This window comes from Pseudomonas sp. H3_A02, assembly GCF_054671965.1.
Window position 1 is genome coordinate 5184929 of record NZ_CP162807.1, and the last position, 20756, is coordinate 5205684.

General features: G+C 59.4%; 19 protein-coding genes and 3 pseudogenes. 8 read left to right on the forward strand and 14 right to left on the reverse strand.

Annotated elements, in window-relative coordinates; all coding sequences use genetic code 11:
* Positions 1-129: 129 nt before the first annotated feature.
* Complete coding sequence (locus AB4N80_RS22770; RefSeq protein ID WP_460078933.1) at positions 130-891, reverse strand: SDR family oxidoreductase; 762 nt, start codon at positions 889-891, stop codon at positions 130-132.
* A gap of 66 nt (positions 892-957) precedes the next feature.
* Entirely contained in the window at positions 958-1827 is an 870-nt protein-coding gene (locus tag AB4N80_RS22775; RefSeq protein ID WP_460078936.1) for an SDR family oxidoreductase, read from the reverse strand.
* A 189-nt stretch (positions 1828-2016) separates the two neighbouring features.
* Between AB4N80_RS22775 and AB4N80_RS22780 the strand changes: the two genes are divergently transcribed.
* Positions 2017-2910, forward strand: coding sequence for a LysR family transcriptional regulator (locus AB4N80_RS22780; protein WP_460078938.1), 894 nt, complete (start codon positions 2017-2019; stop codon positions 2908-2910).
* 46 nt (positions 2911-2956) lie between these two features.
* Here the strand turns inward: AB4N80_RS22780 and AB4N80_RS22785 are convergent, their stop codons facing one another.
* Both AB4N80_RS22785 and AB4N80_RS22790 read right to left on the reverse strand, forming a co-directional pair.
* Positions 2957-3040: a helix-turn-helix domain-containing protein gene (locus AB4N80_RS22785; RefSeq protein WP_460083145.1), complete on the reverse strand. Its 84-nt coding sequence runs from the start codon at positions 3038-3040 to the stop codon at positions 2957-2959.
* Between the two features lie 151 nt (positions 3041-3191).
* Positions 3192-3644: a MarR family winged helix-turn-helix transcriptional regulator gene (locus AB4N80_RS22790; RefSeq protein WP_122568248.1), complete on the reverse strand. Its 453-nt coding sequence runs from the start codon at positions 3642-3644 to the stop codon at positions 3192-3194.
* Positions 3645-3706: 62 nt separating this feature from the next.
* Here AB4N80_RS22790 and AB4N80_RS22795 point away from each other — a divergent pair, with 62 nt between their 5' ends.
* The 3 genes from AB4N80_RS22795 (at position 3707) to AB4N80_RS22805 (ending at position 5878) form a co-directional block, all read left to right on the forward strand.
* Positions 3707-4267 carry a PaaI family thioesterase gene (locus tag AB4N80_RS22795; protein WP_122568247.1) on the forward strand — a complete coding sequence of 187 codons (561 nt, stop codon included), beginning with the start codon at positions 3707-3709 and terminating at the stop codon, positions 4265-4267.
* Between the two features lie 68 nt (positions 4268-4335).
* Positions 4336-5340, forward strand: coding sequence for an aldo/keto reductase (locus AB4N80_RS22800; protein ID WP_122568246.1), 1005 nt, complete (start codon positions 4336-4338; stop codon positions 5338-5340).
* A 208-nt stretch (positions 5341-5548) separates the two neighbouring features.
* Positions 5549-5878, forward strand: coding sequence for a hypothetical protein (locus AB4N80_RS22805; protein ID WP_163006826.1), 330 nt, complete (start codon positions 5549-5551; stop codon positions 5876-5878).
* A gap of 84 nt (positions 5879-5962) precedes the next feature.
* Here the strand turns inward: AB4N80_RS22805 and AB4N80_RS22810 are convergent, their stop codons facing one another.
* Positions 5963-7969, reverse strand: coding sequence for a M10 family metallopeptidase C-terminal domain-containing protein (locus tag AB4N80_RS22810; RefSeq protein ID WP_305492117.1), 2007 nt, complete (start codon positions 7967-7969; stop codon positions 5963-5965).
* A 260-nt stretch (positions 7970-8229) separates the two neighbouring features.
* On the opposite strand from AB4N80_RS22810, the pseudogene AB4N80_RS22815 reads away from it, so the two are divergent.
* Positions 8230-8550: pseudogene (locus AB4N80_RS22815) on the forward strand (aliphatic sulfonate ABC transporter substrate-binding protein); the annotation flags it as partial.
* A gap of 21 nt (positions 8551-8571) precedes the next feature.
* On the opposite strand, the pseudogene AB4N80_RS22820 reads toward AB4N80_RS22815, so the two are convergent.
* The 5 genes and pseudogenes from AB4N80_RS22820 to AB4N80_RS22840 all read right to left on the reverse strand — a co-directional run.
* Positions 8572-8690 (reverse strand): annotated as a pseudogene (locus AB4N80_RS22820) (AraC family transcriptional regulator N-terminal domain-containing protein); the annotation flags it as partial.
* 99 nt (positions 8691-8789) lie between these two features.
* Positions 8790-10009, reverse strand: a pseudogene (locus AB4N80_RS22825) (ABC transporter permease subunit).
* Positions 10010-10058: 49 nt separating this feature from the next.
* Complete coding sequence (locus AB4N80_RS22830; protein WP_460078942.1) at positions 10059-10856, reverse strand: transporter substrate-binding domain-containing protein; 798 nt, start codon at positions 10854-10856, stop codon at positions 10059-10061.
* Positions 10857-10879: 23 nt separating this feature from the next.
* Complete coding sequence (locus AB4N80_RS22835) at positions 10880-11929, reverse strand: 2-oxoglutarate and iron-dependent oxygenase domain-containing protein (RefSeq protein WP_122568241.1); 1050 nt, start codon at positions 11927-11929, stop codon at positions 10880-10882.
* A complete protein-coding gene (locus tag AB4N80_RS22840; RefSeq protein ID WP_460078945.1) occupies positions 11922-12779 on the reverse strand; it encodes a sugar phosphate isomerase/epimerase family protein in 858 nt (285 codons plus the stop codon). The genes AB4N80_RS22835 and AB4N80_RS22840 overlap by 8 nt, the downstream gene beginning before the upstream one ends.
* A 427-nt stretch (positions 12780-13206) precedes the next feature.
* On the opposite strand from AB4N80_RS22840, the gene AB4N80_RS22845 reads away from it, so the two are divergent.
* Positions 13207-13959, forward strand: coding sequence for a hypothetical protein (locus AB4N80_RS22845; RefSeq protein ID WP_460078948.1), 753 nt, complete (start codon positions 13207-13209; stop codon positions 13957-13959).
* A gap of 29 nt (positions 13960-13988) precedes the next feature.
* Positions 13989-15680 carry a thiamine pyrophosphate-binding protein gene (locus AB4N80_RS22850; protein ID WP_460078953.1) on the forward strand — a complete coding sequence of 564 codons (1692 nt, stop codon included), beginning with the start codon at positions 13989-13991 and terminating at the stop codon, positions 15678-15680.
* Here AB4N80_RS22850 and AB4N80_RS22855 read toward each other — a convergent pair.
* From AB4N80_RS22855 to AB4N80_RS22870, 4 genes are read right to left on the reverse strand one after another with little or no spacing between them, the layout of a single operon-like run.
* Positions 15663-16529 carry a sugar phosphate isomerase/epimerase family protein gene (locus AB4N80_RS22855; protein ID WP_460078956.1) on the reverse strand — a complete coding sequence of 289 codons (867 nt, stop codon included), beginning with the start codon at positions 16527-16529 and terminating at the stop codon, positions 15663-15665. The genes AB4N80_RS22850 and AB4N80_RS22855 overlap by 18 nt on opposite strands.
* A complete protein-coding gene (locus AB4N80_RS22860; RefSeq protein WP_460078958.1) occupies positions 16522-17772 on the reverse strand; it encodes an NAD(P)/FAD-dependent oxidoreductase in 1251 nt (416 codons plus the stop codon). The genes AB4N80_RS22855 and AB4N80_RS22860 overlap by 8 nt, the downstream gene beginning before the upstream one ends.
* 9 nt (positions 17773-17781) lie before the next feature.
* A complete protein-coding gene (locus AB4N80_RS22865) occupies positions 17782-18102 on the reverse strand; it encodes a MocE family 2Fe-2S type ferredoxin (RefSeq protein WP_076384093.1) in 321 nt (106 codons plus the stop codon).
* 36 nt (positions 18103-18138) lie between these two features.
* A complete protein-coding gene (locus AB4N80_RS22870) occupies positions 18139-19227 on the reverse strand; it encodes a fatty acid desaturase family protein (RefSeq protein ID WP_460078961.1) in 1089 nt (362 codons plus the stop codon).
* Between the two features lie 162 nt (positions 19228-19389).
* On the opposite strand from AB4N80_RS22870, the gene AB4N80_RS22875 reads away from it, so the two are divergent.
* Positions 19390-20439, forward strand: coding sequence for a LacI family DNA-binding transcriptional regulator (locus AB4N80_RS22875; RefSeq protein WP_460078963.1), 1050 nt, complete (start codon positions 19390-19392; stop codon positions 20437-20439).
* The last annotated feature ends 317 nt before the right edge of the window (positions 20440-20756 follow it).

Below are 20756 nucleotides of genomic sequence, written 5' to 3' on the forward strand. Positions count from 1 at the left end.
CTGTCACGTGTGAAGCAATAAACCCTTCGTAGCTTTTTCCACGGCCGTTGCCAGGTTTTCAGGTCATTGCGCACGATGGTCGCGACTTTGGTGTCGAACATTAGCGGCTCCGTGGTGTTATTTTCTCAATCATGTGTAAGCGGCTGATGACTGCTCATTGATCAACTCAACGGCGTCTGCGCCGGCTGCGATGCGCATCGGTGAAGTCGGATCAACGGCTGCACGCCATACTGCCTCGGCCACGTCCTGGGCGTGTGTCACCACGGTGGACGTCGACCATTGGGCAAATACTTGCTGCGCCAGGTCCTCATAGGCGGGTGGAATGCTGTCCTGCATGCGAGGCTGCGCCTTCTTAGCGAAGTCGGTTTCAGGCGCACGGCCTGGCAGCACCAGCCTGGCGCGGATACCGAACGGCTCAAGCTCCAGCGCCAGGGATTCGGTGAACGCATTCACCGCCGCCTTGGTCGCGGTGTAAACGCTGAGCAGGGGTAACGACACCAGCGTAACAGTAGACGTTACGTTGACGATCACCCCGGCTTGACGCTCGCGAAACTGCGACAGCACGGCCTGGGTCATGGCGATGGTGCCCAACGTATTGGTCTCGAACAGCTCGCGGGCCACGTCCATAGGGCTGCCTTCAACCGCGCCCAACAGGCCGATTCCGGCGTTGTTGACCAGCACATCGATCGGCCCTGCGGCTTGTATTGTCTGCTGGATGCTGACCGGGTCGGTCACGTCCAGGGCCAGCACACGCAGGTGCTCGGACGCCGTCAAAATGCGCTCATCCGGGTTGCGCATGGTTGCGATAACTTTCCAGCCTTGTTCGAGGAAATAGTTGGCGGTGGTCAGGCCGAAGCCTGAAGAGCAGCCGGTAATCAATACAGTTTTCATCTAAGTGGTTCCATAGATAAGAGCGTGGAGTGCCGGGCGATACATGACCGCCCTGCCCGTTCGTATTCAAATCGCGTCTGCCAGCCGGGCAGCGAATTCACGATAGCTATGCAGGTCGCGTCCAAGAAGCCTGGTCAGGCGCTCGACATCGCCCGCTTCGGGGATCATCCCGTCGCTGACATAACGCTCGGCCATCAGGCGCATTTCATAGGCCATCCACTTGGGCATGAAATTGGCCACGGTCTGCTCAAAGCCGCTCGGGTCGTCACCGCCGTAATTGACCGGGCGTCCGAGCACCTCGGTCCAGATCGCGGCAATGTCGGAACCTGTCAGCGTATCGGGACCTACCAGGTTGATGGTTTCAATCGCCAGCTTGCCCGGTGCCTGGTCGCGGCGTACCAGCTCGATGGCTGCCACTTCGGCAATGTCCCGGGCGTCGACCATGGCGATGCCTTTGCCGCCAATGGGCATCGGGTAGACGCCGTAATCGAACATGGCATCCTTGACCATCACTTCGTTGTCGATGAAATAGGCCGGTCGCAGGATCGTGGCACTGAAGCCCATCTGCTTGATCATCCGCTCGGCGCCCGACTTGACCGCGAAGTGCGGCACATTCACGAAGCGGTCGGCATGCAGCACCGAGAGGTACACGACCCGCTCCACGCCCGACTCTCGAGCGATGTTCAGCGCCAACAGCGCCTGGGTAAATTCGTCCGCGGCCACTGCATTGAGCAGGAAGAAGCTGGAAACACCTTTGAACGCGCGGCGCAGCGAGTCGATGTCCAGCATTTCGCCCTGCACAACCTCCACTTGCTCAGGAAAGTCAGTTTTCGAGGGGTCGCGAACGAGAACGCGCACGTTTGCGTGGCGTTTGAGGAGTTGCTCAACAACTTGACTGCCGACTCGGCCGGTTGCGCCAGTAACGAGGATGGTCATGGTGGTTCTCCGTAGTGATTTAAACGACAGCCCCACTATCTCTGTTTACAAAATGCTCCGATAGCCGTCGGATGTGGACAGCTTGTTCCAATCATGGAACAGTTAGAAACAGCCTTCATCATTCTGGGCGACGGGGTAAACGGCTAGAACGTTTGTGTAGTGCCCGCACGCCACCTCATAGGTGAAACCATGGATCTACTCGCGCTTGCCGATTTCAATCTTGTTGCCCGTCATGGGGGGATTGGCCGTGCCGCACGTGCCAGCGGACGACCGAAGGCAACATTGTCGCGCCGCGTGACGGAGCTGGAGCGCAGCCTTGAACTACGCCTGTTCGAACGCGGCACGCGAACACTCAAGCTCACCGAGGAAGGGCGAGCATTGTTCGACAGAACGGCCGCGCTGTTGACTGAACTGGACGAGAGCGTGGCCGCCATTGCTTCAGGTGGGGAGCGCCCACGGGGCACGCTTCGTATCAGTGCGCCACTCTTTTTCGCCCAGGCGGCAATGGGCAAGCTCGCCGCAGGCTTTGCACTCAAATATCCAGAGGTGCGCCTTGAGGTCACCACGGAGGACCGAATCGTGGACATGATCGAGGAGGGTTATGACTTGATTATTCGGGTTAATCCGGCGCCCGATGAGCATTTGATTGGCCGTGTTTTGCTGCGTGACAGACTGGTAGTGGTGGCGAGCCCGGCGTTTGTTCGTCCAGAGGCCGATGCGGCTGTGCCGGCCGTGGTTCGAGGCAGCGGCGACCAGGGGCCGGTGTGGACCATCACGACACCGAGTGGCAAGTCTCAGATAAGCGTCGAACCGGTTCTGCGTCTATCGTCGCTGTTCATGGTCCGCGATGCGGTGCGAGCTGGGGTTGGGATCGCGCGCCTGCCTGTTTCGCTGGTATACCGCGATCTTCTCGACGCAACGTTGGTGCACTGGGGAGATATGGACGCACCGGAAGTTGAGCTGTGGACACTCTATCCATCAAGGCGATTATTGAGCGCCCGCGTTTCGGTATTTCTCGACTATCTGAGAGAAGCGTTCCCCATGGGTCGTCCCGAGGAACTGACTGGCCTCATCGCCACGTGATTTGTATTGATCTCCCCTTCCCGAGCGCTTTCACATCCGCCTTTTACTACATGAGCTTTTTATAGAGTGCCGGCCGCGTAATACCCAGCGCTATAGCGACACGCGTGACGTCGTTATCGAACGCCCGCATCACCCGTGGCGATCCAGCCTGCAAGAATCCCGTCCGAATAGATTGAACAGCTGTCGTATGGTTAGACAGAATGAAATCGCCACCCTAACTGCCGCTCCTCCGCTTCCTATTCGTCGCATATTTTTTTGGGAAACGACCAAACGTCTACCAGTCAGTCCGTACCCGTTTCAGGCTCATCATCAAGGCACTCGATACACGCATCCAGCAACTCATGGAGCGCCGCAACGCGATGCACGCCGAGTCGCTCATTAAGTGCCAATTGCGCCTCTTTCCAGGCGCGCCGCCCTTCGGCTTGCTTTTCCAGCCCTGCTTCGGTCACTTGGACAAGGCGGCTGCGCGCGTCGCCACCTGCCCCGACCGTCAACCAGCCTTGAGCGACCAGTGGTTGCATATTCCGTGTCAACGTCGAAGCCTCCATTTGCATTCGCCTAGCCAGGTCGCTCGGGCGAATGGGACCCAGTCTGACGACGTGTGACAACAATGAGTACTGCGTGTTTTTTAATCCGGACTCGGCGATATAGCGATCGTAGTGACGCGTCACCATGCGATTGAGCTGGCGAATCTTCAGATTGGTGCAACCCTGTGGCTTGGTCATATTTTTCATGTTATAGATTGTATCTACAAGTATTGCATATACAAGTATTAAGGATGAGGAAGGAGTTCGTGATGCAGGCTGACCAGGTCGTTGCGCGGTGGGACGAAGAAGAAAAAGCGATTCGTGCCCGTTGGAATACCTCCCACACCGCAACGCAGAAACAGATCACCAGCCTGACGGGCATGGAGTTGTTCGAGGCAATTTTCGCCGGGGAACTACCGCCCGCCCCAATCGGCGATACGCTCGATTTCCTGCCCATTCACATGGAACCAGGCACAGCGATCTTCCAAGGTCGGCCGCAACGAAGGCACTACAACCCGCTGGGAACCGTGCACGGCGGTTGGTTTTCCACGCTGCTCGATTCGGCGGTGGGTTGCGCCGTGCATTCGACCCTACCCGCAGGCAAGGGCTTCACCACGCTGGAGCTGAAAGTCAACATGGTCCGCGCCTTGACCGACGCGGTACCGCTGGTACGCGCCCAGGGAAAGTTGATCCATGCGGGAAGTCGGATTGCCACGGCCGAAGGCCGAATCGTTGGTCCCGACGGCAAGCTGTACGCCCACGCCACCACGACATGCTTGATCTTCGATTTCCCTGCACCTTCCCCAAGGCGTCCACATGAGCAAGCCTGACGTTGTTCTCTGCGCTCCGGTCCGAACTGAGTAACCTCGTGGTTCCGCCTCAATCAACGGAGAAAGTCATGAAATACACATCCTTTGGCAAGACCGGTCTGCGGGTTTCGCAGGTGGCGCTCGGCACGGGCAACTTTGGCACGGGTTGGGGCCATGGTGCCGATCCCGATACCAGCAAAGCGATCTTCAACGTCTATGCCGAGGCTGGGGGCAACTTCATCGATACAGCGGATGTCTACCAGTTCGGACAATCGGAGGAACAGATCGGCATCCTGCTGGAGGGGCGGCGCGAAGATTTCGTCATTGCGACGAAATACAGCAACGGCGCGCAGCCGAATGCCAATCGGCTGGTCACCGGCAACAGTCGCAGGGCCATGGTCGCCTCCGTGGAAGCGAGCCTGAAGCGACTCAAGACAGATCGGATTGACATTTACTGGGTGCATCATCCCGATGGCCTCACGCCAGCCGAGGAAATCGTCCGTGGCTTCGAGGACTTGGCACGCGCGGGCAAGATCCTCTATGCAGGCCTTTCGAACTTCGCCGCCTGGCGTCTCGCCCGCACAGTGACCCTGGCCGAACTGACTCGTACCGTTCCCATCGCGGCTGCGCAGTTCGAGCACAGCCTGGTTCATCGCGAGCCCGAAGCCGACCTGTTCCCGGCATCGCACGCGCTGGGCCTCGGTATCGTCACGTGGTCGCCGCTGGGCGGCGGCATGCTGACGGGCAAGTACCGCCAAGGGGAGAAAGGTCGCGCCGAAGGTTTGGGCGGCCGGGTGTTCCAGCCGGAGAATTCGGCGCAGCGTACGCACATTCTCGACACCGTCATTGCCATCGCGGGCGAGATCGGCGCCAGTGCGGGTCAGGTCGCCATTGCCTGGGCAGGCACCCACGGGGCAGTGCCGATCATCGGGCCACGCTCAATGACCCAGCTCACCGACAACCTCGGCGCGCTGTCGCTTGAGCTTTCTTCCGAGCATATCAGTCGTCTCGATACAGCAAGCATCCTGACACCCTCAGCGCCAGCGCGGACGGTAATCCCCTGGGCCGAGAGCGCGGATCGGATCGTGGCATAGTGCGGTACTCGGCTAGAAGTGCCTATTGAAAGCGCGGAAACCAGCACGTTGGCTGTCAGAAGACACGCTGCCCACGGAGCCGTCGCCTTGAGCATCAGCCCGTTCACGTCTCAGCGTATTTCGTTGACGTACATGAAGTGTTCGGTACTCGCGCGCTGGTGCGATTTCAGCAGCGCGCCTTCCTTGTTGTGCAGGCGGAGATGGGATCGTGAAGCACTCCTGCCGTAGCGCCTATGAATCCGATGGCCCGATACCCCGCAAGCTGCAAGCCCGCCTTTATCGCACACCGTCATCGTTTCGCTGGTATCGCCATTCAACGGTGGAGCGGTCGCTCGGAAGGATCACTTTCGGCCAGGTGAAGCACTTACGCCATGGCCGAATCGATGTGCTGGTCGCCAACGCTGGTATGGGCGAGATCGCTCCGCTTGGCAGCATCACCGAGGCGTACAGCCGCCACGACCGCAGGTATTTCCAAGGCAAAAAAACCACTCATCTGAGTGGCTTTTTTCTCAATTTTCCCGAGGAGCGACACGCGTAAGCGGCGCCTCGCTCAGTCGGCAAGCAGGTCTACCCAGACCTCTTCCATCCCAGTAGCAGGATGATGACTGTCTCGGTAGGAAGACTACCCAAACTGCTCAGGCGCCGGCACCCCCAGGAGCTGCAGCTCTGAAAAGGGTTCATCACCCGAAGCGAAGATGAAGTTATCGTCTCGAAGTTGCGAGGCCACATCTCCTTCCAGGGTGATTTCGAACCGGCGCCCCTGTTCGTCGGCGCTGTAGCTTTTCAGGTAGGTTCGCTGACCGTCCTCGCTCAGCACCGCCTTCAGCGTTGAGTTGTAGCCGCTCCACAACTCGGTGAAGCCTAACGCGGAGACGTCTATCTTGTCGGTATCAGGATCGAAGTCGATGATCCGATCCTGGAAATTGCCATCGGTCGTACGGAAGCTGTCTTCGATGGACCCATAGCGGAACACGTCCGAGCCCTCTCCCCCGTTCAGCACGTCTCGTCCCAAGCCCGCATCGAGAATATCGTGTCCGGAGCCACCCCAAACGACATCGTTACCACCACCGGCAACGAGTACATCGCCCACAGCGGAACCATTCAGTCGATCGGCCGACTCCGTTCCCTGGATCAGGCTGGGGGCGAACACCAGGTTGGTTTCGTTGAGCGCTTGAGCGAGATCGCCGTCGAGGACCAGTTCGAAACGATTGCCTTGTCCGTCCGGTTCAAAGCTTTTCAGATAAGTACGGGTGCCGGTGTCATTGACTTGAACCGCCAGGGTTCCGTCGAGCCCGTTGCCCAGCCCGCTGAAGCCTAGCGAAGACAGGTCGATAAGGTCCTGGCTGGCATCGAAGTCAACGATGCGATCGCTGAAGGCCTGAGTGTCGGTGCGATAGCTGTCGCCGATGGAGGTGATTCGGAACACATCGGCGCCGGCGCCACCCTCGAGGACATCTCGTTGCCCTCCTCCATCGAGCAGGTCGTTGCCGTCATGACCACTGAGGTGTTCCGGGACATAAGCGCCATGGAGCGCATCGTCGCCCACACCTCCGTCAATTCGGGGCAACACACCTGCAAGCGCTCCAAAGGTGGTATCCAATGTTCCGTCAGCGTTGAGCCTGATGATGCTGAAGTCATCGTTGCCAAAATAGTTGCTTTGCCCGGCCACCAGGATCTTACCGTCCGCGAGCACCGTGATGTCCCGGGCCGTATCCCTGCCTCCGGCCAGATCGAATACAGCGACGCCCTTGTTGCCAAAACTTGCGTCAAAGGTTCCGTCTTGATTCAGCCGGATGATCTTGAAGTCATAGCCGGTTGCGCCTTCCTGGTTATAACCCGCCACCAGGATTTTACCGTCGCCCTGCACTGTAATGGACTTCGCCAAACCGGCCACTTCAATGTCGGCCGTGCCGTCCGTGCCAAAGCCGGTGTCCAGGGACCCATCGGGATTCAATCGCGCGACCACGAATGCCTCGTTGTAACCTGGCACCAGGATCTTCCCGTCGGCTTGCAGCGTCAGGCCGAAGCCCTCCAGTGTGTTGATGTCGGGAACAGTGAACGCAACGGGATTGCCGCCGTTGAAACTCGAATCAACCGTACCGTCGGCATTGAAGCGATTGACGGAAAAATGATGCTCATAGGAGTCATAATTCGACACGAGGATTTTGCCGTCCGGCTGTACGGTCGCGCTGGCGGAATCCCCCCATGCAGCCGGCGCGGTGGCGGTTCCATTGACACCGAAGCTTTGATCCACCGAACCGTCGGTGTTCAGACGGACCATGACGATGCTCGGGTCAGAGAAATGCGGATAGACGATCAGGAACTTCCCGTCGGCCTGTACGGCTGCGCTATAGCCCTCGCCCGGGTAGATGTCGCGAGGAAGCAAGGCCTTGCCATCATCGCTGAACGTGGTGTCGATCGTGCCGTCGGCGTTAAGACGAACCAAAGAAGTCCTATAGCCTTCGTACTCCCATTGTCCGGTATCTACCCACGTTATCCCGGCAAGCCAGATCTTACCGTCCGGCCCCACCGCTATTTTGGCGGTGTCGTTATAGCCCTCCAGGTCCACGAACGTTTTTCCGGTGCCGGCACGTAGCGCCGCGCTGGCACCGATGTTTGAGCTGGTCATGCTTGAGCCTCGCAGTGTCGATGGGATACTCCGTGAATTTCGCCTTTTACAAAGTAGCCGTTTACTCCGGATTCGCCAGCCTGGATTCAACAGCCAGACAATAGGCGCGACGCACCAGCCCCTTCATTCCCGTAATGTTCTCTACTGTCTCCTATAACGCAGATCGCCGTTCGGCCGCTATACGCCAAGCTCGACGTAGCTAGACGTATCGGCCTGACAAGCAACTTTAACCCCTCCAATGTCGGGAGCGACTTCTACATTCCGGCCCGGTCTACACCGCCCGGCGTGACCATGCCCAAAACCACGGTGCTTTCCTGCATGCACTGCTCGATGAGCTTACCGCAGCCGAAGCCCTGACTCGCAGCCAGCGAGAAGCAAGCCTTCGGGTGCTGACCCAATCCATGGGACTGCCCGAAGCCGTGATCGCTCGTTACGTGGATAATCGGCCGCCGTCACCGGTGCTGCCCATTGATGAAAAAATCATCGAAGCGCAGCAGGCCACAGCAGATCTGTTTTATGCCAACAAGCTGTTGCCTAAACGGTTGGACGTGAAGGATGCAGTCTGGACGTCAGCAAACTGAGGACTTGAGCGCTGCGGCAACAGCTTGCTCGCCGAACGCGATCCCCTTCGCGCCCTGCAGAATGATGGCCACGCAAGACTCATAAATGCAGTACGTAGGCGTATCTCGCTCGGCTACTCGATAAAAAGTCAGCCTGGAATCGAGGTTGTGCAAACCTCGTTTCGGAATTGGAGACGGCTTACCGGTTAGCTGAATTGATATCAGCGATAACGCGGATCATGCGACCAAACGCGCTCCATTCAGCTCATCAACAGGCAACGCTCCTTCTCTGATTCTTCCAACCCGATAAACCGTCGCACCCGCTGGGCCCCATGCCCTTCGCGGATCGCCTGTGGCGAGGCATCCAGCTGCACGTTGCCGTTTTCCATGAAAATCACCCGATCAGAGATCGACAGGGCAAATTCCATTTCGTGAGTGACAATCAGCAGGGTCATGCCTTCGCGAGCCAGGTCGGCGATCGCCGTAAGTACCTCGCCGACCAGTTCCGGGTCCAGCGCCGAGGTCGGTTCGTCAAACAGCAGGATGTCCGGGTCCATGGCCATGGCCCGGGCGATCGCCACACGTTGTTGCTGGCCGCCAGACAGTTGATGCGGATATTTGTGAACGTGGGCCAGCAGGCCGACCTTGTCGAGCAGTTGGCAGGCCCGTTGCTCGCTCAGTGTGCGGCTGACGCCATGATAACGAGGGGCTAGGCTGATGTTGTCCAACAGTGTCCGGTGTGGAAACAGGTTGAAGTTCTGGAACACCATGCCGATGCGCTGTACACCCTGACGAACCCGACGCCCATCCGGTTTGTCCTCGGCATTAATGAAGCCCTCCCCAAACAACAGGATTTCACCCTGATCGATGCGTTCCAGGCCATTGATGGTGCGGATCAACGAGGTCTTGCCGGAGCCGGACGGGCCAATGATGGAAATCACCTGGCCGCTTTGCACCTTCAGGTCGATACCTTTGAGCACATGATGATCGCCGTAGCGTTTGTGCACGTCCTGCAGGTGCAGGGCCGGGGCCGCACCTTTGGCTGGGAGGCTGACCTTGCTCGGTACCCTAGGTGCCAGACTGTCGCGCAGCACTTGTGTCGAGGCACTCTCCAGGGTTTGCGGCGTACGCAGGTTCAGGTCCAGGTAACGTTCCAGACGCTGGCCTCAGTGACCACCAGCGCCAACAGACCGGAATAAAATGGCACCGACAGCACCGGCCCGGCACCGGGCAGCAACTGCGGCAGGTTGTAGACGAAGACCACCAGCACCAGCAGCGGAATGCTGCGAAAGAACCAGATGTAGAGTGATGCGGGTATGCGCAGCCAGCGCACGCTCGACAGTTTGGCCGATGCCAGGACGAAACCCAGCAGCATGCCCAGGAACCAGGCCAGGGTGCTCAGTTCGATGACGGTCAGGCTCGCCGCCCAGAAGTCAGCCAGGGTGAACAGCGAAAAAAAGTAATCCCAATCGAATTGCATAGACACCTCGCGCAAGCCGCGCCCCCGATCGAGGGCGCGGTTTCAGGCATTACTCAGAGACCGGTTCCAGGTCATACGCCTTGAGAATGGCGGCGTACTCGCCGTTGGCCCTGCTCTCAGCCAAAGCCTTGACCAGCGCCTGATAGGTCGCGTCGGCGTCTTTCTTGACGTAGATGCCCAACGTTTGCGGGTAAACCAACTTCTGCGAGCTGACGATCACTCGGCCGTTGGTACGCTGAGCGATCATGTGCGCGGCGCCGGCAATTTCCACTTGAGCCTGGATGTTCTTTGACAGCAGCGCCTGCGTCACCTCGGGTGCCGAGGGAAACTCACTGACGGTGATGGCGCCCTTGTTGTTGGGAACGCAGTAGTCGCTGGACAACTGACGGAACTTGCCGACCCAGGTGGTGCCCTGCTCCAGCCCGATTTTCAGGCCACACAGGTCTTCGGGAACCTGCGGGTTCAACTCACTGCCCTTGGGCACCATGATCGCCGCGCCGGTGTTGGCATAAGCAATGGTCCGGGCCTGGGCTTGGCGCTCCGGGGTAATGTACATGCCAGAGATGATTGCGTCGTAATGCCCGGCGTTGAGGCCATTGAGCAGATTGGGAAACTTGGTGTCGACGAAGTTGGCCTTGACGCCCATTGCCTTGGCCAGGGAATGGGCCAACTCCGGGTCGGAGCCGACCACGTTCTTGTTGGCGTCATAGGACTCGAACGGCGGGTAGGTGATTTCCATACCGACCTTCAATACACCCGGGGTCGCGGTGCTGGCGAAGGCGGCACTGGCACAGAACAGACTGGCGGCGAGCAGACTCAGTCGGGTCAGGGCGTAGGGGGTTTTCATGATGGGAAGCTCCGTTGGTTTTTTTAGGAATGAGTGGCAGTGTTTTTCAGGCGACCGAAGCTCGACGGCTTGCGGGCTCGGGATGGCAGCTCAAGCTCGCCGTTCTCGACGCGTTCGCGCAGGTACTGATAGGTCTGCAGGGCTTGACTCCACATATGTTCACCAATCGTCAGCGCCTCGTAGACCTGTGCGTCATTGATGAATGCTGGCAACGGCTTGATCAGCGTGTGGTAGTCGCAGGCGTAAAACAGCGGGAAGCTATAGCGCTCCTGAGCCACCTTGCGCACTCGGTGAGCGGTGGCCACAAAGGTCCCAGCGGTCATGACTTCCAGCATGTCGCCGATGTTCACCACAAACGCACCGGGCATTGGCGGTGCATCGATCCACTGATCCTGGTCGTTCAGCACCTCCAACCCCGGCTGATCGGCGTGCAGGATGGTGAAGCACTCGTAGTCGGTATGCGCGCCGATGCCTGGAGCATCCACGGCAGTGGCGTCGAAGGGGTAATGGATCAGCCGCAGCTTGGAAGGCGGACGGGTGACCAGTGCGTCGAAGTAGCCCTCTTCCAGGCCCAGAGCCAGGGCGAAGCCATCGAACAATCGGCGGCCCAGGGCAAACACGGCCTGATAGTAATTTTGTACTGCAGCCTGAAAACCTGGCACGTCGGGCCAGTGGTTCGGGCCCAGCAGCGGCGTTCGACTCAGCAATAGCGGATCGTCCACCGGCACTTCGAAACCAATGTCGAAGGCCTCTTTGTGGTCCGGCTTGCCCTTTGAGTACACCTCCTCCCCTTCGGGCACGAAGCCCTTGTGGCTTTGCGAGGCACCAATGTAATGGCGCATCTTGGTCTCCAGGGGCTGCGCAAAATAATCCTTGCTCGCCTGGCGCAGGCCCTCGATCAGTGCCGGATCAATGCCATGCCCGGTGATGTACAGAAACCCCACATCGCTGGCGGCACGACCCAGTTGCTCGGCCACGGCGAGGCGATGCTCCAGTTCGATACTGAAGAGGCCGGCGATGTTCACCACCGGAATGCGATTGAAGTTGGCCTGGGTCAGCGAAGTCTTATTCATGGCGGGCTCCTTCACAGGTAAAACGATTGAAGTGTTCGCGCTCGGTTCGCGCCATCCACTGGTTCAAGGTCCAGAGATCGGCCACCGGCATGTTGGTAAAGGGCAAATGATGCAGGTACCCGTCGGCACCGAACTCCGGGGTCAGGGTGCTGACTGCATAGCCGCGCTGAAATTGAGAAGCCCAGACCGCCTCCCAGTGGCGCTGGTGAAACACCAGTTCACGGGCATATTCCGGGGCGGCGGGATGGGGAACTTGCGGGCCCTGGTCATAACCGACCCGAGCTTGAATGTGATGAACGCGCTCGACGAAGGACGACAGATCGTCGGTCGGGTCGTCCAGTAACCGCTCACAGCACACCACCCAATGGCTGATGTCACTGGTGAAACGCAGTTCCGGCAGTTGGCGAATCAGTTCCAGAGTCACCCAAGGGCTGTACAGGGAGCGGGCGCGGTGAGTCTCGAAACTGCAGAACACCCCATGCCTGGCGGCCAGCTCCAGGGCCTGACCGAAGAACTCGACCTGCTGCGCCAGAGGCCAGCGATCATTGCCTGCAAGCAGATTGGCGAAACGGGGTGTCAGCGCCGTGGCCCAGCCGAGCTTACGATCGATGTCGAGCAAGTGCTGGGCAGGCGTGGCGCGCTGATCAGGCAAGACATCGTAAGCACTGAACAGGGTGCAGATGTAGGGGACGTGATTGCTGCGCAGGAAAGCGCCAAACTCGCCACGCTCACTGGCCTGCAGTGGCAGGCGTGCTTCGATCCCATCAAAACCGGCGGCGAGCAGTTCATCCAGGGCGGATGAATGGCTGGCGGTATAGCCCCATAAGGTACGGAAAATCTCTAGCTTCATGCATTCCTCTCGACTGCGTCGGGCCACTAGCGAATTGGTCTGGTGGCGTTGCTGGGCAGTCGAAAAGGGGCTGCTGCGGGCTGCTGCTCTGATGGCGACGGTCCCGTTTGGAGGATCCTAAGGCCATCGTGACAAATGATTGAATAGGCTGTGGCAAATAGTTAGTTCAGAAATCCATGAACTAACATCGACCTGGTGCGTGAACCTGGGACGCCGGTGCACGTCTATTGTGCGTTTCCTAACGACGCCTGGACCAAAGCCGACCAGCCCAACGCCTGACATGTTCCTGTCAGCCTCCGGTCACTCTGACGTCAGATCCTTGCCCCTAAAGTACCCCCAATGACTGCCCTACGGTGCCAGCGTTACAGGCACCAAGGACACATCGCTTTAGCTGAACCTATTGCCATCAGCCGGAAGGAGAAACGCAATGAGCCATCCTGATGCGCACGTCAGTGCTCTTGATCCATTTACTTGGCAATCGACGCTCGACAGCAATCTGGACAGAAAAGGCCTGTTGCTCCGCCTGTTCGCCGAACAGCGATTCATGGCCGCGCAGGTGCGAACCTGCAAGCTGGATCACAGGGACTATCTGCTTTCGCTGATTGATCCGGCATCGACGGTGAACGATGGCACTCGGCACTCATCAAGTGTCGACGGCCATCGAATGCGGAGCGTCATCACCGAAGCGGCAAAGAAAGCTCATTGGGGCAAGCCCCCAAGACATGGTCGGGCGCAAGGCATCGCTGCCCACTATGACGCGCAGACCTGCATGGCGGTCGTTCTCGATATCGAAGTGAGCGACGAAGGCCGCTTGATCATTCATGACGCGGTCGTTGTCGCGGACTTGGGTTTCTTGAAAAATCCTGGTCGCGTGCGCTCGCAGCTCGAAGGCGCTTGCCTGATAGGGATAGCGTTCGTGACATCCTGCGATTTTGAGCCGACCCTCGGAGATACCCGGCCTAAACCTGCCTATCGCACCCGTTGGCCACTCGTCTCATGGCTGCCAGGACAGATCGCGGTGCACCTGATCAATCCCACCGGGGCTCCCGAAGCCGGCCAGCCCAGCCAGACCAGTTACGCACCTGTCGCCCGGGCCTTGTGCAATGCGATTTTGAAGGCCACGGGTAACGGTTCGGTCCGGAGCCAGCTAACCGTCGCCACAGCAAACCAGCTAAATTAAAGCTTCCAGATCAGATGAGGTTCTGCGCCATGCCTTCAGGCTCCAATGTTTTTTTCAACAGCCGCGGGCAACGCGGCGCGGACCTGTTCGTAGAAGTGCTTCGCAGCGAGGGTGTACGTTACGTCTTCGGCAATCCGGGAACAACCGAACTGCCCTTGCTCGACGCCCTCTCAGGCGCCTCAGACATCCAATACATCCTCGGCCTCCAAGAGGCCTCAGTCGTAGCGATGGCCGACGGTTATGCGCAGGCATCCGGTCGCCCCGGCTTCGTCAACCTCCATACGGCCGGTGGACTCGGCAATGCAATGGGCGCAATTCTCAACGCGAAGATGGCGAATACGCCACTTGTCGTCACGGCGGGCCAACAAGACACGCGACATGGCGTGACCGACCCGCTGCTCCACGGAGACCTCGTCGCGCTCGCCCGACCGAGCGTCAAATGGGCGGAAGAAATTCATCATCCCGAACACATCCCGATGCTGCTGCGTCGTGCGTTTCAGGACTGTCGCACGGGGCCGGCCGGCCCGGTTTTCCTTTCCCTGCCGATTAACGTGATGGAGCAACACACGGATGTAACGGCCGGCCCGCCATCGCGAATCGAGCGCGGTGCCGTGACCGGGATGATTGAGGAATTGGCCGCTGCCTTAGCGGCAATTACCCCCGGTTGTCTGGCGATTATCATTGGAGAGGAAGTGTTCCAGTCGAGCGCGGAAGTTGAAGCCGTGAAGCTCGCCGAAGCACTCGGCGCGCCGGTCTACGGGCCATCCTGGCCCGGGCATATTCCGTTTCCGACGGCTCATCCGCAGTGGCGGGGAACGCTGCCTGCGAAGGCTTCCGATATCAGGGAGACGTTCTCTGACTTCGACGCAGTCTTCCTGCTCGGCGGCCATTCGTTGATCAGCTATCAATATTCCCAGGGCCCCGCTGTTCCATCTCACTGTCGCCTTATCCAATTGACCGGCGATGGACACCAATTAGGCAGAGTCCACGAGACAGCGCTAGGGCTGATCGGGGATTTAAGACTCTCCTTGCAAACGCTGTTGCCGATACTGGACAAGAAATTGGTCCCACACCGCGAGACAATCGCAACGCTGCGAAACGTCGCAGGCCAAGAACGCGATACACGTCGTGCCGACGTCGTCGCTCGCGTCAGTCGCGAATTCAACACGCCGCTGACAACGCCTTTCGTGGCTGCCCACGAGGCTATCCGGGCAATCGGGCCGGACGTCTGGATCGTCGACGAAGCACCCGCCACGATTCCTCATGTCCGTGCCTGCCTGGACTCCCATTCGGCCCGCCAGTATCTTTTTACCCGCAGCGCCATCCTGGGCTGGGGCATGCCGGCGGCTGTCGGTACGTCGCTTGGCCTGGACCGCAGCCCGGTAGTCTGTCTGGTCGGTGATGGCTCGGCAATGTACTCACCGCAAGCACTCTGGACGGCGGCGCATGAACGGCTGCCGATCACGTTCGTTGTCATGAACAACGGCGAATACAACATTTTGAAGAATTACGCTCGTAGCCAGGCGCACTATCTGAGTGCAAGCACTCACCGGTTCATCGGCATGGACCTCTGCGACCCGGCGATCGATTTCCTGGCCCTCGCCTCTTCCATGGGGATCCCTTCCCGCAGGATCGAGTGCGCCGGCGATATTGCAGGAGCTGTCGAAGAAGGTATTCGCTCAGGCTGCCCGAATCTCATTGAACTACCGATCATGCCCTGAAGGAATGGGCGCACCTTGTCCCTGCTGACACTCATCCCAAACACCACGCACCAGTTCCTTCAGCATCAGCGCCTCGCCCCAGCGATCCGTCACATCGCGCCCATCACTCCCCGTGATCGCATAGGGTGGCGGGCCAAGCTCGCAGGTGAAGGACAGGCTCGCGGGTGTGTTCGGTCGCGCCAGCCAATCCTTGATTCCGTAACGCCACCAGCCCAGAAACCGGTCCAACCAAGGGCGATGCTGGGCGAAGGTCAGGGGCACCTGGACCTGCTCACTATTAGCGACCCGCCCGTGAAAACCCCAACTGTGTCGCAAGATGGTGTGAATCTGTGCGTCGTCTTCGGCAGTGGCCGACTCAGGCAGTTCGCGGCTCACAACGTAATGGGACAAGTCAGCCAACAATTTGAGGTCGGGCATCTGCGCGAGCAAGTCGAGGGTGAACAACAGGTCACTGGTGAGACGATAGCGGTGGGTTTCCAGCAGGATCGGAAAGTCCACCTGCTCGGCCAGACGCTGCCAGCCTTCGATCAGTGTGATCGCCTGTGCCAGCGTGCGCGGCCGGACGTCGGCTTGCAGCGTGAGGTGGTGGCAGCCGTAGCGGGAGGCAACCTCAAGCGCTTGCGCCAAGTCACTCACGGTGCGGGGAAACAGTTGACCTTCGATTTGCAGGCCTTGCGCCTTGGCAGCGGCATGCAGACGTTCGGCCTGTGGCGCGATCCAGAAATGGTCGGTGATCCCATCAAAGCCAGCAGAGGCAATCTTCTCCACCTGCGCCTCAAGGGAAAGATCGCATTGACCACGGTGATCTTGCATGGCCCACAGGGACTGAAATACCAGGAATTCACGCATGTCTGGGCCTTAGCAGATGTTTGAGCGACACATCGGCGTCGGCCAATGCGTCCACAGAGAGTGGGGTCAAGTTGGCAATCAGCCGTTCACACAACTTGATGTCCTTGGCAACGCTGTTGCCCTGCCCCCAACCGCAGGTGCCTTGCAAACGTTGCTCGGTGTCCAGGGAGAACAGCAGCAGACCACCGTCTGCCAGGGTGCGCACGGCCGAAGGTGGCGTCGGTGAGATCACGCCCACCGTCTGCAAGCCCCAGTCGTACTGATCAGACCAGAAGCCGGGAACCCCCTCGAACGGCAACTCGCCGCCCAACAGATTCAACGCCGCGTGACGGCCCTGGGTCTCGGCATTGCGCCAGGTTTCCTGGCGCTGGAATAACGCGTCGGCGTGCAGGCGAAACTCACACACATCGCCGGCGGCAAAGATGTCTGGCGCGCTGGTGCGCAACTGGGCATCGACTCGAATTCCCTGACCCACCTCAAGCCCCGCCGCCGCGGCCAATTCGATGTTGGGTTGCATGCCGATACCGACCACCACCCAGTCACAGGGCAGCACTTGGCCGTCCACCAGTTGCACCGCCTCAGCGCGTTCGATGCCTTGTACAATTTCAAGCGCTACGTTCAGCCGCACGTCCACGCCCTGCTGCCGATGCAACTCCAACAAGGCCTGGGATACGGCTTCAGGCAAGACTCGCCCGGCCAGTCGTGGCCCGGCTTCCAGCAACGTCACCTGACAGCCCAGGGTTCGAGCCGTTGCCGCGACTTCGAGGCCGATAAAGCCACCGCCGACAATCACCAGGCGCGTGCCGGGCCTCAATGCGCTGCGCAGGGCCAGGGCTTCGTCATGGGTGCGCAGGTAGAGCACGTTGGCCAGAGATTCAGGCACCTGGGACAAGCGACGCGCTCTCCCTCCGGTCGCCAGCAGTAATCGGCTGTAGGACAGCCAACGTCCGTCGGTCAATTGCAAGCGATGGTGCTGCGGTTCCAGACTTTTTACCGGGTTGCCCGCCAAGTGGTCGATGTTCAATTCCGTGAGCCGGCTCTCCCCCCACAGGCTGCAATCGTCCAGGTCCATCGTGCCCTGCAGCAAGCCCTTGGACAGCGGAGGACGCTCGTACGGTCGATGGAGTTCATCGCCGATCAGGATCAGCCGACCGGTATAACCCTGCTCGCGCAAGGTCAGCGCCGCGCGGCCACCGGCATGGCCGGCGCCGACGATAATCAATGGAGCATTCATGGCGTGCACTCCTGGCGGTCAGGCCGAAATGGCGAGCAGAACCCGCCCTCCGTCGACCCGTACCGGATAGGTCTTGAGATTGACGCACACTGGCGCCCCCAGGGCTTTGCCGTTGCGATAGTCAAAGCGCCCGTTGTGCTTGGGGCACTCGATGACGTGATCCATCACCAGGCCGTCAGCCAGGTGGATCGACTCGTGAGTACACAGGCCAGCAGTGGCAAAAAACTCGTTGTCAGCAGATCGGTAGATGGCATAGGTATGCGGACCGTGGTCGAAGCGAATGACGTCTTCTTCATTGATTTCGCCCACGGCGCATACATCGATCCATTGATCGTTCATGGCGTTTTCTCTTGTTCGGGATACAGCCGGAAGGTGTCAGCCCAGCGTGGCTTCAGCCTGTGGATGAGCGTCGGTGGCAGGCCTTGAGCTACCGACGGGGCGTCGCACGAAATACGTCGGGTCCTTACGCTGCTTCAAGAGGGTCGGAATGATTTCCTTGAAGGCCTCGCCTATGTTGGCGTAAGGCGGCGGGCAATCGTGGCGGATCTCTTCATGGAGTTGCGCCAGGGCGTGGTACGGCACCATCGGGTACATGTGGTGCTCAAGGTGATAATTCATGTTCATGTACAGAAAGCGCAGTACCCGGTTCATATAGATGGTGCGGCAGTTGCTGCGGTGGTCCAGCACGTCTTCCGCCAGGCCCACATGTTGGGTGAGGCCAAACAGGTAGGACAACCAGCCGCCATACAGGATGGGCAGGCCGATATACATCAGCGGCAACCAGCTGTGCAGGTAAAGCGCCGCACCAAAGACAACGGCGTAAATCACGAGCCAGATACGGGCCGCCAGGAACACCTTGGACCATTCGGACTCAGGGATGAACGTCTGTTCCTGGGCATCCATTTTGCCAACCGCGTGCCGGCACACGCCTCCCATCGTCTTCAGCAGCAACGGGATCTGGAACAGGCTCAGCAGCATCATGAACAAGCTCGGTGGACGCGGTTCGACGATTTCCGGATCGCGGCCGACGACGATGGTGTCGGTATGGTGCCGGGCATGGCTCCAGCGCCACACATGGGGCTCGAACATGCACATGAAGCTCGCCACCTGGTAGAGCGCATCATTCATCCAGCGGGTCTTGAAGGCGGTGCCGTGACCGGTTTCATGCCAGCGCGGGTTGGAGGCGGTGGCGTACAAAACCCCATACGCAAGGAAAAACGGCACACAAGCCCAAGTGCCCCAGAACCAGTAGCCGCCGAAACCGGTAACCACCAGGGTCAGCAGCCAGATGGCGGTGTCGAGCAAGGCCGGGCCGTCGCGGCGTTGCATCAGTTGCTTCATGCGTTGACGGGAAATGGGCGACTGGTACCAACTGGCCGATACAAGACCTTTTTCGGCCGCGCGGACGGCTTCAGGGCCGGTCAGGCGATAGTCCCGGGGAGAGGCTGTGTTGTCTTGAGGCATTGTTATTGTTCTCCGCAAGCGTGAGATGTCAGGTGCTTTGCGTAAAAAAATATAGAGAGCGTGGAAGGTCCCCTCAAGGTCTTGAATACATTCCCTATCAAGCTATCATCCAGCTCCTACAGGGCTTGATAGTTTTCTATCAAAACGCGTTGAAGGCTCATCATGAATAACAATAAACGCCCCACCATCGCCACGGTCGCCGAACACGCAGGCTTAAGTGTCGCCACCGTCGACCGCGTGCTCAACGCTCGCGCCCCGGTTAATCCAGCCACTGCCGAACAGGTGCTTCAGGCCGCCGAAGCCGTGGGTTATTTTGCCGCGCGGCTGATCGGCCAGCGCATTCTCGAACGTCGCCCCACGTACCGCTTCGGCATCCTGCTGCTGGGCACCGCCCAGGCGTTCTACGCCAACCTGGCCCAAGCCATCGCCGAGGCCGCGCAGCGCCAGGCCGGGGCCAACCTGACCTGCCAATTCGAATACGTTTTTGATCGCACCCCCAGCGCCATCATTGCCCAGATCGAACAGTTGGCGGTGCAATGCGACGGCCTGGCGGTGGTCAGCTTCGCCCACCCGCAGATCAACGCCGCCCTTGCCCAGATTCGCGAGGCCGGCGTGCCCGTGGTGGCATTGTTATCGGGCATTCATGAGGCGGCAGCCGAGCCCTATGTCGGCCAGGACAATCATGTAGTCGGGCGCACGATGGGGTGGCTACTGGCCCGCACCTGTGGCGCGCGCAAAGGCAGCATCGGCGTTCTGCTCGGTGGCCATCGCTTTCTTGGTCACCAGGAGCGGGTTGAAGGTTTGCACAGCTACTTGGCCGAACACGCACCTGGGCTGCGCCCGCTGGAGCCGCTGATCAATCTGGACAACTGCGACATCACCGAAGAAGCAACCCTCGACCTCCTGGTTCGGCATGACGATTTGCGCGGGCTATGCGTGGTAGGTGGCGGTGGCGACGGGATTATCAACGCGTTGGCGCAACTGCCCAAGCGCCCGACGCTGTGCTGCATTTTGCAGGAGTCCACTGAGCTGTCACGCCAAGCCCTGGCCCAGGGTTTGGTCGACGTGGTGATCGACTCTCAGCCGCGCCAGACTGCAACGGCGCTAGTGAATCTACTGGTGGAATTGCAGACTGCGGAGCAGTTCGATCCTGTGCGTCACCGGGTGCATATTCCGCTGCAGATTGTGACATCGGAGAATTCCCTAAGCTGATGAGCTGGCGGCACAACCTGTTCGGCCCTTGATGGCGCGGTTAACCGCCACTTACTACGGCTTCAGCTGACTTCTGCACATTCAATCCCGCCCCCCTCGACGCTCGGCAACACAGTGGCAGACGGGCAGACCTCCCAGGGTAATTCGCGCGACCTTTCTGCTGATGCCTGTCGGATCTATGTCACAGCCTGGCCAGTGAAACAGGCACAAAAAAAAGCCACTCATCTGAGTGGCTTTTTTCTGAATCTTGGAGCGGGAAACGAGACTCGTATCTGGTGTCCGACCCATTGAAATCTAAAGGGTTTCTTTTCTTGCCA

Excerpts from the sequence above, each read along its gene's own strand:
- AB4N80_RS22795 (WP_122568247.1), top strand. The coding sequence starts at position 3,707 with ATGCAGGCTGACCAGGTCGTTGCGCGGTGGGACGAAGAAGAAAAAGCG.
- AB4N80_RS22865 (WP_076384093.1), bottom strand. The coding sequence starts at position 18,102 with ATGAACGATCAATGGATCGATGTATGCGCCGTGGGCGAAATCAATGAA.
- AB4N80_RS22830 (WP_460078942.1), bottom strand. The coding sequence starts at position 10,856 with ATGAAAACCCCCTACGCCCTGACCCGACTGAGTCTGCTCGCCGCCAGT.
- AB4N80_RS22785 (WP_460083145.1), bottom strand. The coding sequence starts at position 3,040 with ATGCGGGCGTTCGATAACGACGTCACGCGTGTCGCTATAGCGCTGGGT.
- AB4N80_RS22855 (WP_460078956.1), bottom strand. The coding sequence starts at position 16,529 with ATGCGTGAATTCCTGGTATTTCAGTCCCTGTGGGCCATGCAAGATCAC.
- AB4N80_RS22845 (WP_460078948.1), top strand. The coding sequence starts at position 13,207 with ATGAGCCATCCTGATGCGCACGTCAGTGCTCTTGATCCATTTACTTGG.
- AB4N80_RS22870 (WP_460078961.1), bottom strand. The coding sequence starts at position 19,227 with ATGCCTCAAGACAACACAGCCTCTCCCCGGGACTATCGCCTGACCGGC.
- AB4N80_RS22850 (WP_460078953.1), top strand. The coding sequence starts at position 13,989 with ATGCCTTCAGGCTCCAATGTTTTTTTCAACAGCCGCGGGCAACGCGGC.
- AB4N80_RS22790 (WP_122568248.1), bottom strand. The coding sequence starts at position 3,644 with ATGAAAAATATGACCAAGCCACAGGGTTGCACCAATCTGAAGATTCGC.
- AB4N80_RS22835 (WP_122568241.1), bottom strand. The coding sequence starts at position 11,929 with ATGAATAAGACTTCGCTGACCCAGGCCAACTTCAATCGCATTCCGGTG.
- AB4N80_RS22810 (WP_305492117.1), bottom strand. The coding sequence starts at position 7,969 with ATGACCAGCTCAAACATCGGTGCCAGCGCGGCGCTACGTGCCGGCACC.
- AB4N80_RS22770 (WP_460078933.1), bottom strand. The coding sequence starts at position 891 with ATGAAAACTGTATTGATTACCGGCTGCTCTTCAGGCTTCGGCCTGACC.
- AB4N80_RS22800 (WP_122568246.1), top strand. The coding sequence starts at position 4,336 with ATGAAATACACATCCTTTGGCAAGACCGGTCTGCGGGTTTCGCAGGTG.
- AB4N80_RS22875 (WP_460078963.1), top strand. The coding sequence starts at position 19,390 with ATGAATAACAATAAACGCCCCACCATCGCCACGGTCGCCGAACACGCA.
- AB4N80_RS22775 (WP_460078936.1), bottom strand. The coding sequence starts at position 1,827 with ATGACCATCCTCGTTACTGGCGCAACCGGCCGAGTCGGCAGTCAAGTT.
- AB4N80_RS22840 (WP_460078945.1), bottom strand. The coding sequence starts at position 12,779 with ATGAAGCTAGAGATTTTCCGTACCTTATGGGGCTATACCGCCAGCCAT.
- AB4N80_RS22780 (WP_460078938.1), top strand. The coding sequence starts at position 2,017 with ATGGATCTACTCGCGCTTGCCGATTTCAATCTTGTTGCCCGTCATGGG.